Source organism: Serratia marcescens, from assembly GCF_006715005.1.
GTDB classification, from domain to species: domain Bacteria; phylum Pseudomonadota; class Gammaproteobacteria; order Enterobacterales; family Enterobacteriaceae; genus Serratia; species Serratia montpellierensis.
Genome location: NZ_VFMJ01000001.1, coordinates 3,034,099 through 3,048,611, shown reverse-complemented (window position 1 = coordinate 3,048,611; position 14,513 = coordinate 3,034,099). Strand labels below are relative to the sequence as shown.

Below are 14,513 nucleotides of genomic sequence, written 5' to 3'. Positions count from 1 at the left end.
AGATAAAACAAGATGAAATGGCTTTGTGTGGTGAGTATGTTGTCCGGTCTGGCCCTCAGCCCGGCTTTTGCGCAGGAAACGCCGATAACGCAGGGTATTCACGCCCAGCAGCGCGACGCCTTCGTGTCCAACTTGATGAAGCAAATGACGCTGGAAGAGAAGATTGGCCAGCTGCGGCTGATCAGCGTCGGGCCGGATAACCCGAAAGAAGCGATCCGCGAGGGGATTCGCAAAGGGCAGATCGGCGCCATCTTCAACACCGTTACCCGGCCGGATATCCGGGTGATGCAGGATCAGGCGATGCAGCTCAGCCGCCTCAAAATCCCGTTGTTCTTTGCCTATGACGTGGTGCATGGCCAGCGCACCGTGTTCCCGATCAGCCTGGGGCTGGCGGCCAGCTTCGATCTGGAGGCCATTGCGCTCAGCGCCCGCGTGGCGGCGCAGGAGGCCAGCGATGACGGTCTGAACATGACCTTCGCGCCGATGGTCGATATCACCCGCGATCCGCGCTGGGGCCGGGTCTCCGAAGGCTTCGGCGAAGACACCTGGCTGGTCTCGAAAATCGCCAAGGTGATGGTCGACGGTTTCCAGAACGACGATCCGGCCAAACCTGGTTCGGTGATGGCCAGCGTTAAGCACTTTGCATTGTACGGCGCCGTCGAAGGCGGCCGCGACTACAACACCGTCGACATGAGCCCGCTGCGCATGCATCAGGACTATCTGCCGCCTTACAAAGCGGCGGTGGACGCCGGCAGCGGCGGAGTGATGGTGTCGCTCAACTCGGTGAACGGCGTGCCGGCCACCGCCAACCCGTGGCTGCTGAAAGATCTGCTGCGCGAACAGTGGGGCTTTAAAGGCATCACCATCAGCGACCACGGCGCGATCAAAGAGCTGATTAAACACGGCGTGGCCGCTGACGCGCGCGACGCGGTGCGCCTGGCGATCACCTCCGGCGTCGACATGAGTATGAGCGACGAGTTCTACGACAAATACCTGCCGGGTCTGGTGAAAGACGGGCTGGTGCCTGAAAGCGATATCGACCGCGCCTGCCGCGACGTGCTGAACACCAAGTACGACATGGGGTTGTTCACCGATCCGTATGTGCATCTGGGCCCGGCGGGTTCCGATCCGCAGGACACCAACGCCGAAAGCCGTCTGCATCGCGCTGAGGCGCGGGTGGTGGCACGTAAAACAATGGTGCTGCTGAAGAACGATAAGCAGACGCTGCCGCTGAGCAAACAGGCGACCATTGCGCTGGTCGGGCCGATGGCCGACAGCCAGCGCGACGTGATGGGCAGCTGGTCTGCTGCCGGGGTGGTCAAACAGTCGGTCACCCTGCGTGAGGGGTTGGAGCGGGCGGTGGGCGACAAGGCGCGCATTCTGTACGCCAAGGGTGCCAACGTCACGCAGGATAAAGGCATCATCGACTATCTGAACGAGTATGAGCCGGCGGTGGCGTTCGATACCCGTTCGCCGCAGCAGATGATCGACGAAGCGGTGCAGGCGGCGAACAAGGCCGACGTGGTGGTAGCGGTGGTGGGCGAATCGCAGGGCATGGCGCACGAGGCCTCCAGCCGCGCCGACATCACAATCCCGCAGAGCCAGCGCGATCTGATCGCCGCGTTGAAAGCCACCGGCAAGCCGCTGGTGCTGGTGCTGATGAACGGCCGGCCGCTGGCGCTGAGCTGGGAGAGCGAGCAGGCGGACGCCATGCTGGAAACCTGGTACAGCGGCACCGAGGGCGGCAACGCGGTGGCGGACGTGCTGTTCGGCGATTACAACCCGTCGGGCAAGCTGCCGATGACCTTCCCGCGCTCGGTCGGCCAGATCCCGATGTACTACAACCATCTGAACACCGGTCGTCCGTTCGGCAAGGAGAATCCGGGCAAGTACACCTCGCGCTACTTCGATTCGCCGAACGGCCCGCTGTATCCATTCGGCTACGGCCTGAGCTACACCACCTTCAGCCTGTCGGACCTGAAATTGTCCAGCCCGACGATGGTGCGCAACGGCAAGCTAACCGCCAGCGTCACGCTGAAGAATACCGGCAAGTACGACGGCGCCACGGTGGTGCAGCTGTATCTGCAGGATGTGACCGCCTCGGTCAGTCGGCCGGTGAAAGAGCTGCGCAACTTCAAGAAAGTGACGCTGAAGGCCGGTCAGTCGCAGCAGGTTGAGCTGCCGATTAGCGAAGACGATCTGAAGTTCTACAACGCCAGCCTGAAATGGGGGGCGGAGCCGGGTAAATTCAACGTGTTCGTTGGCCTGGATTCCGACAACGTGCAGGCGCAAAGCTTTACGCTGAAGTAACCTTTTCCCCCTCTTTCACTGCGGTGGGAGAGGGGGCATCCATCCCTTTCCGCTAACGTCACCGGAGCTTGCTTCATGAAACGCTATCTGGACTGCAGCGCCAGCGATCTGGCCGATATCGGCAAAGCCGATCTGCTCTATGCCATCCGCGCCAGCGAAGGGCGCATCTTGGTCAGCGAAACCATCGCGGTCACTCAGCCGCTGCTCAATAACGTCACCAACGCCGAGCTGGCGGCCAGCCAGGGCGCCGATCTGCTGCTGTTGAATCTGTTCGACGTCGATCGTCCGCACATCGCGGGCCTGCCCGCCGACGTGCCGCCGCATGAGGCGCTGCGCACGTTGCAGCGTCTGACCGGGCGGGTGATCGGAGTGAATCTGGAGGCCGTCGATCCGGCCTTCGCCACCGAACATAACGACTTTTGGCAGATGACGGCGGGCCGCGCCGCCACCGCCGAGAATGCCCGTAAGCTATATCAACTCGGCGCGCGCCTGCTGGTGCTGACCGGCAACCCGAACAATGGCGTCAGCAATCAGGCGATTGCCGCCGCGCTGAAAGCGATTCGCGATGAAGTGGGCGACGAGATGGTGCTGGTGACCGGCAAGATGCACGGCGCCGGCATTGTGCGCGAAAGCGGCAGCCAGCTGATCGGCGAGCAGGACATTGCGCTGTTCGTGGAGAACGGTGCGGACATCGTGCTGTTGCCGGCGCCGGGCACCATTCCCGGCATGTCGCAGGAAAAAGTGGCGGCGTTGATCGCCTTTGCCCAGCGGCAGGGCGCGCTGGCGATGACGGCGATCGGCACCTCGCAGGAGGGAGCCGACGTGCAGACCGTGCGGCAGATTGCGCTGATGAGCAAAATGGCCGGCGCGGACCTGCACCATATCGGCGATACCGGCTTTCTGGGGCTGGCGCTGCCGGAAAACATCTTCGCCTACAGCGTGGCGATTCGCGGCGTGCGCCATACCTACAGCCGCATGGCGCGTTCGGTGAACCGCTAAGCCTGGGTTTTTTGCGCCGTCACGATGCTGTAGTAGCCGAGCGACGGTATCACCTGCGGCGCAGTGAAGCCGACGTCGCTCAACAGGCCGCTGATCTCCTTGCCGGAGTATTGGCGGCCCTGGGTTGTCCAACTGAGCATCAGCAGATTGTAACCGGCGAGGGTTGGCGGGCCGCCGGCATCGTCGAATAGCGCCTCGTGTATCACTATTCTCCCGCCGACGGGCAGCGCATCGTAGCTTTTCTGCGCCAGAAAACGGTTTTTATCCGGCGTCCAGTCGTGGAAAACATTAGAGTACACATGCAGATCGGCGGCGGGGTAAGGGTCTCGCCACATGTCCCCGCCGCAGTGGGTGATACGCGAGCTTAAACCGTATTGCCGGGCGTACTCGTCCGCCAGTGGGCCTATTTCCTGCAGGTCGAACACGATACCCTTCAGCTCGGGCCAATGGGTTGCCAGGCCGATGGCGTGTGCGCCGGAAGCGCCGCCGATATCCAACGCCACGCGATGCGCTGCCAAGGGAAGCCGCGTCGGCCAAACGCAGGCGGAACCGATGCTCAGGCTGTGCATGGCGCGCGTGAATTGGCGCGCTTTTTCCGCATCAAACTCGTGCGTGGCGAAGACTTCCGGTTCGCCATAGGCCTGCGAGGCGTTTTTTCCGAATGGCGCACTCCATATTTTTTAACGAGAAGGTTTCACTGTTCTCATACAGTAAATCCCAATAGTAACCAAAGTAGTGAGGGCTCTTTTTTAGCAGAAAGCTTTCGGTTTCGGGAGCGAGCGTCAATTTTCCGCCGTCGGCGATAATTAATTTTAAAGACTGCAACGCCATCATCAACGCTTCAGCCGGTCGTCTCTCCAGATGCGCTGTGAAACAAATATCTGTTAACGTGCAGGGAGATTCAGCGATAAACTCAAATATACCCAGGCGATGCGCGATAAGCACCGCCGGATAAAGATATAAATTCATCGTGATATCGAGAATTTTCTGGTTGTCGCACTGCGGCGGCAGGATGGCCTGTTGCATGTGAGCCCTCTCTCACTGAGCCATGGGGCGTTATAACAGGCTATGCCATGCCAGGGGTTTTCGCAACGCGCGGCGTGGAGATGAACGCTTTCGTTGAAAATAATCTCTTCATGAAATTATTTATTATTCGTATTTTGAAAGATAATTCCTGACGAGAGAGTAATAGCGCAGAGCCGGGGATTATTACCCAGCCATGCGTTTTTATTTTATCAGAGGTTAACTTAATCACAGTTATTAACGCGTTAAGGTTGTGTTAATCTAGGCCGTCGTTATGCCGTACCGGTATTCACATTCTTTTTGTGAATAATTCAAACTTAACTACTTCATTATTAAAACGAGTTAACAATGAAAAAAACTATTCTGACCGGCGTGATTGCCGCGACCCTGGGCCTGTTCAACACCGCTAGCGCCGAAGGGATGGACCCTGCTGCATTGAAAAACGTCTATGACGTTACGCGTAATACCAGCGGGCTGATGTCCTACTGCGTCGATAAAGGTTTCCTGAAAGCGGAGAGCATCGACAACGCCAAGAAAATGGTGGCCTACGTGGCGGCTATTCCCGGCGGTGTCGACACCCGCGACGGCGACAAGCGCGAAGCGATGGGCCGTGAAGGCAATGTGCTGAACGACGACGGCAAAGTGGTCGCGTTGGAGAAGGAAGCGCCACAGGGTCTGCAGGCATGGTGCCAGCAGGCTGACGAAGGGATCCGCCAGGGTCTGACGTCTATCGGCCAATAAGCGCTTTTTACGCGCTCGATCTGGTTCTCAGGATCTGCCGGCGTTCCGGCGGATCCGCTTCTTGCTCATCGTTATCTCCTCGTTTTTCTTCCTGCATATATGGCATAGGGTTTGATCTCGCTGATTGTTTCGCCATGCTCATCGCTATATTATTAGCTATATAACGATAATCAACCGGTCACTGCCATGTTTAACTTTCTCCCGCGCCTGATGCTGGCGCTCGCGTTGTTCTCTACCGCCGCCCTGGCGGATCGCCAGGTCACCGATCAGCTCAACCGTCAGGTCACGCTGCCCGATCACATTACCCGTGCCGTGGTGCTGCAACACCAGACGCTGAACCTGTTGGTGCAGCTTGATGCGATGCCGCAGGTGGTCGGCGTGCTCAGCAGTTGGAAAAAGCAGCTGGGGCCAAACTACCTGCGGCTGGCACCGACGCTGGCAACCCTGCCGATGCCGGGCGATCTGACTTCGGTGAATATTGAAAGCCTGCTCGGCCTGCATCCACAGGTGGTGTTTGTGGCCAACTATGCGCCGCCGGAAATGATTGCGCAGATCGAACGGGTGGGCATTCCGGTGGTGGCTATTTCGCTGCGCCGCGAGGCGGCCGATCAGGCGGGCAAAATGAACCCCCAGCTGAGCGATGAAGATCGGGCCTATACGCTGGGGCTGCAGGACGGTATTCGGCTGATTGGCGAAGTCATGGAGCGTCAGCCTCAGGCTGAAGCGCTGATTAAGGACGTCACTCAACAGCGTGCCCTGGTCGCCGAACGGCTGGGCACGCTGCCGGACGATCGGCGGGTGCGGGTGTATATGGCCAACCCCGATCTCACCACCTACGGTGCCGGCAAATATACCGGGTTGATGATGCGGCACGCGGGTGCGCTCAACGTGGCGGCGAAAGAGATTCAGGGGTTTAAACAGGTCTCTATCGAGGATGTCCTGAAGTGGGATCCGGAGGTGATTTTTGTGCAAGAACGCTACCCGGACGTGGTGAAACAGATCCTGACGTCACCGCAGTGGCAGCCGATTGACGCGGTGAAGAATAAGCGGGTCTACCTGATGCCGGAGTACGCCAAGGCCTGGGGATATCCGATGCCGGAGGCGATGGCGTTGGGTGAGTTGTGGATGGCGAAAAAACTTTACCCGCAGCGTTTTGCCGATATCAATCTGCAGCAGAGGGTCGATACTTACTATCAACGCTATTACCGCGCCACCTGTTGCCAGAGCGGGCAATGAAGCTGGGTTGGCTGGCGCTGCTGACGCTGTGCTGTGCGCTGTTTTCGCTCGGCGTTGGCCGCTTTCAGGTGCCGATAACGCACAGCCTGATGATTTTGCTGGAGCCGTTCACCGGGCAGCATTATGCAGGCATCGATGCTATTCAACGTCAGGTGATCCTGGGCGTGCGCGTGCCGCGGGTGCTGTTGGCGATGGGCGCCGGCGCGGCGCTGGCCCTGTGTGGCGCGGCTTTGCAAGGCGTCTTTCGCAACCCGCTGGTCGATCCGCATATTATCGGCGTGTCTTCCGGCGCGGCGTTTGGCGGCACGCTGGCTATCCTGCTCAGCCTGCCGCTGGCGGCGCTGCTGCTGTCGGCTTTTGTTTTCGGCATGGCGGCGCTGCTGTTGATTTTCACCCTCACCAGCGCCATTGCACGGCGCAATATTCTCTCGTTGGTACTGGCGGGGGTGATCCTCAGCGGTTTTTTCTCCGCCTGCGTTAGCCTGATGCAATATCTGGCGGATACCGAAGAGAAGCTGCCGAGCATCGTGTTTTGGCTGCTCGGCAGCTTTGCCACCGCCGATCGGCAAAAGCTGCTGATGCTGTTTTTGCCTTTACTGTTGGCCGGCGGTCTGCTGCTGGCGCTGCGCTGGCGCATCAATCTGCTGTCGTTAGGCGATGAAGATGCCGGTGCGCTCGGCATCAACGTTGAGCGTACCCGCTGGCTGATACTGACGCTGTGTGCCGCCATCGTGGCCGCTCAGGTGGCGGTCAGCGGCAGCATCGGGTGGGTCGGTCTGGTGATACCGCACGTCGCAAGACGCCTGGTGGGGCCGGATCACCGGCGCCTGTTGCCGGCTTCGCTTTGCCTGGGCGCCCTGTACATGCTGTTGATCGACGATTTGGCACGCACGTTGAGCAGCAGCGAAATCCCGCTGGGTATCCTGACCGCGCTGATTGGCGCGCCGCTGTTCGCGCTGCTGTTGCGCCGCGCGCAAGTAAGAGGCTGGCATGACTGACGCGTTATTGGCTGCCAGGGGCGTGAATTTTGCCTGGCCTGGCGGGCCCCCGCTGTTCCAACACCTGGATATTCAGCTGCGGCGCGGTGAAGTGCTGGCGGTATTGGGCCCGAATGGGCGCGGTAAAAGCACGCTGCTGCAGCTGTTGTTAGGCAGCCTGATGCCGCAATCCGGCGAGATTGAGCGCAGCGGTGAGATAGGCTTTGTCCCGCAGCACTTTTCGCCGCCGTTTGCCTATCGGGTGCTGGATATTGTGTTGATGGGGCGAGCACGCCATGTCGGCCTGTTCCGTTCCCCGTCAGCCAAGGATCATCGGCTGGCCAGAGAAGCGTTGCAGTCGTTGGATTTACAGCACCTGGCAGAGCGTGAGTTTGGCAGCCTATCCGGCGGCCAACGCCAGTTGGTGATGATCGCCCGCGCATTGGCGATGCGCTGCGAGGTGTTGATTCTGGATGAACCGACTTCGGCGCTGGATCTGCATTACCAGGATCGGGTATTGAGCCTGATGGCGCGCCTGGCGCGGGAACAGCAGTTGGCGGTGGTGTTCTCCACGCATCAGCCCAACCATGCTCACGCGGTCGCCGATCGGGCTTTGCTGCTGGGCAAGGAAGGGCGTAGCCGGCTAGGGGCCTGCCGCGAGGTGTTAACGGCGCAATCCCTGTCACCTCTGTTCGAGCTGGCGATCGAACGGGTGCCGCTGACGGTGGCGGGCCGCCGCTACGCGACGCTGGTGCCGCTGTATCGCAGCCAAATGGAGCGACATGATGAGTGATATCCTGCTGTTTGCCGCCGGCAGCCTGCGGCTGGCGTTTGCGCCGCTGCTGTCGGCGTTTCAGCGACACGCCGGGCAAAAAGTCACGGCGGAATTCGGCCCGGCGGGGTTGTTGCGCCAACGGATAGAGAACGGCGAGCGGCCACAGCTGTTCGCCTCGGCCAACGTGGCGCACCCGCAAAGGTTGGCGGATCTCGGGATGGCGGGGGCGGTGCAGGTTTTTGCGCGCAATCGGCTCTGCGTGACGGTTCGCAACGTGCCGGCATTAACCGAGCGTCCGCTTCCTGAGGTCTTGTGCGATCCGCGCTGGCGGCTGGCCACTTCGACACCGGGAGCGGATCCTTCCGGCGATTATGCACAGCGGCTCTTCGAACGCTGCGAGCAATACTGGCCGGGGCAAGGGGAAGCGCTACGCCGGCGGGCGTTACCGTTAGTCGGCGGGATAGATTCTGCACCGGTGCCGGCAGGCCGACTGGCGGCGGAGTATCTGATAACCCGCGGGCAGGCGGATATTTTTCTCGGTTATGCCAGCTATGCTCCGGCTTTAGCGGCCTACCCGGCGTTGGCGGTGCGGCCGCTGGCGCCGCCGTTGGATATCGAGGCGGATTATGGTTTATGCCTGTTGGATGATGGCGCGCAGCGGTTGGCCGCATTTATCTTGAGCGAACAAGGGCAGGACATACTGAGCCGACACGGATTTATGCGGCACACGAGGTGACTCGCCGGGCCTGGCGGCCCGGAGAATCTTACCAGAATAGCGGCGTGGTGTTTTCAGCTAAAAACGCCAGCAGCGTTTCATTGACCGCAGCCGGATTTTCCTTGTTGCTGATATGCCCCGCGTTGGGGATCAGCACGTGCCGACAGCCGAGAAGATCGGCCATGCGCTGGCCTTCCGCCGGCGGGCGCGGTTTATCCTGCGCACCGGTGATGACGATGCTGGCGGCGGTGATGTTTTCCAGCAGTGGCAGCTTGTCGGGCCGACCGAAGATCATCCGGCCCAGCGGTACGATGCTCTCGCGAAGACGATCGGCGGGCAGGCTTTGCAGATGGGCCAGCAACGGCTGCGACAACGCATCGGGCACCTCGTCGGAATAAAACTGCGCGGCGATATATTCCAGCAGCGGAGACGTGATGGCGCCGGCCTGTTCGACGGCCGCCAGCATGCCCATATAACGCTGCCGCGCTTCTGGGGTTTCGTCGCCCAGGTAGCTGTCCAGCAGCGCCAGCACTTTCACCCGCTCCGGCGCCAACGCCGCCAGTTCGGCACCCCACATGCCGCCGACGGACAGGCCGACGATGCCGAACTCTTCAATATCCAAATGATCCATCAGCGCCAAATGATCGGCGGCGATATCCGACAGGCTGTTTCGCCCGGGCGGCAGCGCCGGTGAATCGCCGTGGCCCCAGAGATCCGGCACGATCAGGCGGTAGCGTTTAGCCAGCGCTTCGAACTGCGGCGCCCACATGTTCAGATCGAACAAATAGCTGTGGCCCAGCAGCAATGGAAAGCCTGAACCTACGTCGAGATAATGCAGGGATTTGCCCATCGTTGGCATCTTATCGGTTCCTTATAAAAAAGAGTCCCGGCTGCTTATATCACACTCATATTCAACCCACGGTATTAATTTACCTTAAATTACTCAGGTGGAAGCTTATTTTTAATTATCCATTGCTAACAAGACGTCAATGAAAGGTGACATTAAGGATAATATTCTGGTCGACGCCAGAGCCTTGGTTTATGCTGGCGCCCCTTTCGAGATGGAATAGATAAACAGGGTGTTGCGATGAAAAGACTTTTCAGACTATTAATTATTTTGCTTGTCATTTTGCTGCTGGCGGCGGTGCTGTGGTGGTTCTTCGGGCGTGGTAATCCGAATGCGCTGTGGCAAATCGTCAGCCAACAGTGCGTGCCCAATCAGCAGCAGAACAACGATCCGGCGCCCTGCTTAAAGGTAGATTTAACCGAAGGTTATGTGTTGTTTAAGGACAGCAAAGGCCCCTATCACGACCTGGTGATGCCAACCGAAAAGGTCAGCGGCATCGAGAGCCCGGCATTGCAGACGGAGCACGCGCCGCCTTATTTCGCCCAGGCGTGGAATAACCGGGAACATATATCCAGCGAGTTGGGTAAACCGCTAAAAGATGCGTGGCTTTCTCTGGCGGTCAATTCGGAATATGGTCGCTCTCAGAATCAGCTGCATATTCACGTTGCCTGCCTGCGTCAGGATGTCTATAACGCGCTGGGGCAGCAGGCGGAGCAATTAGATCAACAGTGGCGCCCGCTGGCGGTGAAATTGGTCGGCCACCAATATCTGGCCAGAAAATTGGCGGGCACCGATTTAACTCAGGAAGATCCTTTCCGTTTACTGCACAACTATGTGGTCGAGCAGGGCGACAGCATCGGCAATTATGGCCTGGCGCTGGCGGTCAGCCCACAGGGCGAGATGCTGCTGTTGGCGAACCGCCTGAAGTTGACCGATCTGAACCTGGGCTCGGCCGGCGAAATTCAGGACTATCAATGCGCAGTGGCGGGAAACTGAAGGTGATGATAACCCGCCGGCTGTGTTAGCCGGCGGCTGTCGGGCGGTCAGAGCTTCTTCAGCAGTTCCAGCCGCTGCGCTTCGCTTTTTTCCGCCAATCCGTCGATGGCCAGCTTGATGATGTCGGAACGAGTGATGCGCACGATGCCGCTGCGCGCCGCCTGGACGATCACCTCATCGATGGCTTCAATGTGGTTGTCCGTCAGGCTGACGGAAATCGCCTTATAGGTGCGCTTGCGGCCGGCCGGTTTGGCTTCCGGCGCGGGCGCCGCGACCGGCAGCGTGTGCGAGGTGGCGCTGTTGATGAATTCGTCTTCAGACATGCGGTGGGTGGGGGTGCGTTTTTTCACAGGATCACCTCTTTCACCAGGCATTCAATTTCGCTCTGCGCCTTTTCGTTGTTCGCCTCATGCACGGTGATGGCTTCGCCCCAGGCGTCGCGGTAAATCTTGCGGTCGCACAGACGGTTGCTCACCAGGTTGAACTCCGGGTATTCGCTCAGCACCTGCGCCGCTTCGTTGGCTTCATTAATGAAGATATTGGTCGGGCACATGTTCAGCACAATGTAGCCTTTGACCTTCTCGTTGTATTCCTGCGCGGTGGAGAACATCTCCGACAGATAGCCGATGGTGTCGAGATCCATCTGCGAAGGGCGCAGCGGCGAGAGGAACAGGTCGGCGGCCAGCAGCCCGGAGCGCAATTCGGCGCTGTCGCGGCCGGCGGTGTCGACGATCACGTAGTCGTAATGGCGATCCAGCTCCAGCAGCGTTTCCTTGATTTTGCCCGATGCGGCCACCACCGGAATGTGCGGCAACCCTTCGACGTTCTGACGGTCGTTGTACCAGGTCATGATCGATTTCTGGTCGTCGGCATCGACGATGATCGCCGTCTTGCCTTGCTTAAGAATCAAATACCCGGCGATATTCACCGCTTTCGTCGACTTGCCGACGCCGCCTTTTTGCGAGCCAATCAGAACAATCATGCTGCCATCTCTCAAGTTATTAAGCAGGTAACTTATTAAGTTAATGCGCTTATTAGGTTGATAATCAAACAGGTTAACAAGAACAACTCGCGAACAATATGCACCAACTGAGGCGGCTTGCCAAGCCAGTATGTTGTTAACTGCGCAGCTTATTTTGCGGTGAATTGCCCGGGTGGGTAAGTAGGAATTCTCTGGGAAGTGGCGATGCGGAGGTGAGTTCTATTAATTTAACAGCTTAATAAGTTAGTTACCTATTAAGCTGTTGCCGACATTATTTCTTCATCATCGCCTTCAGGTTGGCGAACGGGTTGTGGGTGGCGACGCCGATATCTTTTTGCGCATCTTCACCGGCCACCACCGTCGAACCGTATTGATCGGCCTCGGTGTATTTCGAGTGTTCGTGGTCGTGGCAATACAGACACAGCATTTCCCAGTTGCTGCCGTCTTCCGGGTTGTTGCTGTGATCGTGATCGATATGGTGCACCGTCAGCTCGCGCAGGTTGGAATAAACGAATTCGCGCGAGCAGCGCCCGCACACCCAGGGGAACAGTTTCAGCGCTTTTTCGCGGTAGCCGGTTTCCAGCTTCGCATAGTTTTTGGGGATATAGGCCATGGTGGTTGTCCGTCGTGAATCACTATGCGGTAAATAATACCACACTGCGTGCGGCTACAACGTGCGGCTCATCCTGCCGCTAGCGAAACGTCTCCACCGCCCAGTCGATAAACGCCCGCAGCTTGCCGCTGAGGTGGCGATTGGACGGGTAGACCACGTACATCTGTTCCGGCGGCGGCTGCCAGTCGTGCAGCAGGCTGACCAGCTCACCGCTGTCGAGGTGCGGCTGCGCCATAAAGCGATAGGTCTGGATGATGCCCAATCCGGCCAGGCTCGCCGCCAGCAGCGCGTTGCCTTCATTGATGCTGACCGGGTAGCGCTGTTGAATGGCGATCTCTTGGCCGTGTTCGGCATAGCGCTGCGGATGGATGCGGTCGTTAAGCGGGTGGCGATAGTGCACCATCGGAAAACCCTGCTCCAGATCGCACGGGTGGCGCGGCGTACCGTGAAGCGCCAGGTAGGCCGGGGTGGCGCAGCTGACCCAGTCCAAATCGAACAGGCGCCGGGCGATCAGGCTGGAGTCGGCCAGCGGGCCGCTGCGGATCACGCAGTCGGCACTGTCGCTGATCAGATCGATCACGCGGTCGCCGACGCTCAGATCGATCTGTATCTGCGGGTAGCGCGCCAGAAAGTCAGGCAGTGCAGGCAGCAGCAGGCGGCGTGCGGTGCCGCCGCCGGTATCGATGCGCAGCACGCCCTGCGGAGAGCTTTGCGACTCGGTCAGGCAGCCTTCCATCTGTTGCAAATCCGCCAGCCACTTCACCGTATTCTGGTAATAACATTCGCCTTCGCGGGTGACCGACACGCTGCGGGTGGTGCGCTGAAACAGCTTGGTCTGCAGGTGATCCTCCAGATTCTGGATCAGCTTGGTCACCGTGGCTTTCGGCATGCCCAGCGACTCGGCGGCGCGGGTAAAGCCGCCGGTTTCCACCACGCGGTTAAATACCCGGATGGCGAGCAAATGATGGTCCATAGGTTCTCAACGCCATACCCCGGCGACGGCCGGGGCATGTTTCTGCAGATAGATAATGATTAACACTGTTTAGCGCCAATCGCGCCGGAGCGCAAGCTGAGGCCGAACACCAGCGTGGCGGACAGGATCAGCGCGCCGCCGAACAGCATGGCGCTGCTGACGCCCTGCCAGTCCACTACCTCGCCGCCCAGCAGTGCGCCGGAAGCCAGCGCGATCTGAATGACGCACACCAACAGCGCCTGGCCGGCTTCCGGCGCCTGCGGTACGGCGGCGAACATCCAGTTGGTGGCGCATACCGGCACGGCGCCAAAGGCCAGCCCCCATACCAACACCATCAGCGTGGCGCCGCCGAGGCCGCTGAGCAGCGGCGAAACGATTAAAATGCCCGCCAGCATGGCGGCGATCAGAATAAAGGTGGCGCGCAGGCTGTATTCTCCCAGACGCTCGCCGAGGAAGGTGCCCAGCAGGCCGATGGCGCCGTAGGCCAACAGCTGCAGCGAGATAGCCGATGGGCTGAGGACGAACACCTGTTGCAGCAGCGGCCGCAGATAGGTGTAGGCGGCGAAGTGGCCGATGAACAGCAGCACGATGGCGATCAGGCCGATGCGCGCCATCGGCAAGCGCAGCGGCAGCACCAGATCGCGCGGCGTGACCGGCCGGGAAGGCGGTACCGACGTGAGCAAACGCAGCTGCGCCAACAGCACGCCGACCGCCAATGCCGCACCGCCGAAGAAGGCGGCGCGCCAGCCGAACAGATCGCCGATCAGCGCCCCGGCCGGTACGCCGCACACCGCGCCGACCGAGATGCCGCTGAGGATCAGCGCGGTGGCGCGGCCCTGGCTGGCTTCCGGCACCAGATGGCGGCCGTAGTTGGCGGCGAACGACCAGAAGCCGCCGACGCAGATGCCCAGCAGCACGCGGCCCAGCAGCATCATCGGGAAGTTGATGGCCAATGCCGCCACCAAATTGGAGACGATCAGCAGCAGCGATAGCCCCAACATCAGTAAACGCCGATCCAGACGGCCGGACATCAGACTCAATGCGGGGGCGGCCACCGCCGCCACGATACCGGGCATGGTGACCATCAGTCCGGCGGTGCCGGTGCTGACGCCGAGCGAGGGGGCGATGTTGGTCAACAGGCCGATCGGCAAAAACTCGGTGGTGACCATGACAAAACAGGCGACCGTCAGCGAAAAGATCGCCAGCCACGGGGATGATGCAGGGTTATCTTTATTATTCAGCATAATGCCGCTCGTTTCAGGTGAATACGCAGGCCGCGTTCGGGGCGCGGCGTGACCGAAATCACAATTTACGGCAGGTGAGAGC

At 59.8% G+C, this 14,513-nt stretch carries 16 protein-coding genes; 8 read left to right on the top strand and 8 right to left on the bottom strand.

Going from position 1 to position 14,513, the window contains the following annotated elements; all coding sequences use genetic code 11:
- Positions 1-12: 12 nt before the first annotated feature.
- Positions 13-2,310: a beta-glucosidase BglX gene (bglX, locus tag FHU12_RS14690; protein ID WP_141970195.1), complete on the top strand. Its 2,298-nt coding sequence runs from the start codon at positions 13-15 to the stop codon at positions 2,308-2,310.
- A gap of 75 nt (positions 2,311-2,385) precedes the next feature.
- Complete coding sequence (locus FHU12_RS14685) at positions 2,386-3,309, top strand: DUF7916 family protein (RefSeq protein WP_141970193.1); 924 nt, start codon at positions 2,386-2,388, stop codon at positions 3,307-3,309.
- Here the strand turns inward: FHU12_RS14685 and FHU12_RS14680 are convergent.
- The gene (locus tag FHU12_RS14680) at positions 3,306-3,986 is read right to left on the bottom strand and encodes a methyltransferase (RefSeq protein WP_260440780.1); all 681 of its coding nucleotides are present in this window, start codon (positions 3,984-3,986) and stop codon (positions 3,306-3,308) included. The genes FHU12_RS14685 and FHU12_RS14680 overlap by 4 nt on opposite strands.
- A complete protein-coding gene (locus tag FHU12_RS27435; protein ID WP_260440732.1) occupies positions 3,910-4,335 on the bottom strand; it encodes a hypothetical protein in 426 nt (141 codons plus the stop codon). The genes FHU12_RS14680 and FHU12_RS27435 overlap by 77 nt, the downstream gene beginning before the upstream one ends.
- 345 nt (positions 4,336-4,680) lie before the next feature.
- Between FHU12_RS27435 and FHU12_RS14675 the strand changes: the two genes are divergently transcribed.
- The 5 genes from FHU12_RS14675 to FHU12_RS14655 all read left to right on the top strand — a co-directional run bounded on the left by FHU12_RS14675 (position 4,681) and on the right by FHU12_RS14655 (position 8,797).
- Positions 4,681-5,073, top strand: coding sequence for a hypothetical protein (locus tag FHU12_RS14675; protein ID WP_141970191.1), 393 nt, complete (start codon positions 4,681-4,683; stop codon positions 5,071-5,073).
- Between the two features lie 186 nt (positions 5,074-5,259).
- Positions 5,260-6,309 carry an ABC transporter substrate-binding protein gene (locus tag FHU12_RS14670; protein ID WP_141970189.1) on the top strand — a complete coding sequence of 350 codons (1,050 nt, stop codon included), beginning with the start codon at positions 5,260-5,262 and terminating at the stop codon, positions 6,307-6,309.
- Entirely contained in the window at positions 6,306-7,307 is a 1,002-nt protein-coding gene (locus tag FHU12_RS14665; protein ID WP_141970187.1) for a FecCD family ABC transporter permease, read from the top strand. Before FHU12_RS14670 ends, FHU12_RS14665 begins: the two co-directional genes overlap by 4 nt.
- A complete protein-coding gene (locus tag FHU12_RS14660; protein WP_141970185.1) occupies positions 7,300-8,079 on the top strand; it encodes an ABC transporter ATP-binding protein in 780 nt (259 codons plus the stop codon). Before FHU12_RS14665 ends, FHU12_RS14660 begins: the two co-directional genes overlap by 8 nt.
- The gene (locus FHU12_RS14655; protein WP_141973004.1) at positions 8,072-8,797 is read left to right on the top strand and encodes a substrate-binding domain-containing protein; all 726 of its coding nucleotides are present in this window, start codon (positions 8,072-8,074) and stop codon (positions 8,795-8,797) included. Before FHU12_RS14660 ends, FHU12_RS14655 begins: the two co-directional genes overlap by 8 nt.
- Before the next feature lie 28 nt (positions 8,798-8,825).
- Here FHU12_RS14655 and FHU12_RS14650 read toward each other — a convergent pair whose 3' ends face one another.
- Complete coding sequence (locus FHU12_RS14650) at positions 8,826-9,626, bottom strand: alpha/beta fold hydrolase (RefSeq protein ID WP_141973002.1); 801 nt, start codon at positions 9,624-9,626, stop codon at positions 8,826-8,828.
- Between the two features lie 237 nt (positions 9,627-9,863).
- On the opposite strand from FHU12_RS14650, the gene FHU12_RS14645 reads away from it, so the two are divergent.
- The gene (locus tag FHU12_RS14645; protein ID WP_185742312.1) at positions 9,864-10,619 is read left to right on the top strand and encodes a CDP-diacylglycerol diphosphatase; all 756 of its coding nucleotides are present in this window, start codon (positions 9,864-9,866) and stop codon (positions 10,617-10,619) included.
- Between the two features lie 47 nt (positions 10,620-10,666).
- On the opposite strand, the gene FHU12_RS14640 is transcribed toward FHU12_RS14645, so the two are convergent.
- The 5 genes from FHU12_RS14640 to FHU12_RS14620 form a co-directional block, all read right to left on the bottom strand.
- The gene (locus tag FHU12_RS14640) at positions 10,667-10,969 is read right to left on the bottom strand and encodes a hypothetical protein (RefSeq protein ID WP_141970184.1); all 303 of its coding nucleotides are present in this window, start codon (positions 10,967-10,969) and stop codon (positions 10,667-10,669) included.
- Complete coding sequence (locus tag FHU12_RS14635) at positions 10,966-11,601, bottom strand: division plane positioning ATPase MipZ (protein ID WP_141970182.1); 636 nt, start codon at positions 11,599-11,601, stop codon at positions 10,966-10,968. The genes FHU12_RS14640 and FHU12_RS14635 overlap by 4 nt, the downstream gene beginning before the upstream one ends.
- Positions 11,602-11,872: 271 nt before the next feature.
- A complete protein-coding gene (gene yajD, locus FHU12_RS14630; RefSeq protein ID WP_004939576.1) occupies positions 11,873-12,214 on the bottom strand; it encodes an HNH nuclease YajD in 342 nt (113 codons plus the stop codon).
- A 79-nt stretch (positions 12,215-12,293) separates the two neighbouring features.
- Positions 12,294-13,187: a LysR family transcriptional regulator gene (locus FHU12_RS14625; RefSeq protein ID WP_141970180.1), complete on the bottom strand. Its 894-nt coding sequence runs from the start codon at positions 13,185-13,187 to the stop codon at positions 12,294-12,296.
- 59 nt (positions 13,188-13,246) lie between these two features.
- Positions 13,247-14,431 (bottom strand): MFS transporter, encoded by a 1,185-nt coding sequence (locus FHU12_RS14620; RefSeq protein WP_141970178.1) that lies wholly within the window; start codon positions 14,429-14,431, stop codon positions 13,247-13,249.
- Between the last annotated feature and the right edge of the window lie 82 nt (positions 14,432-14,513).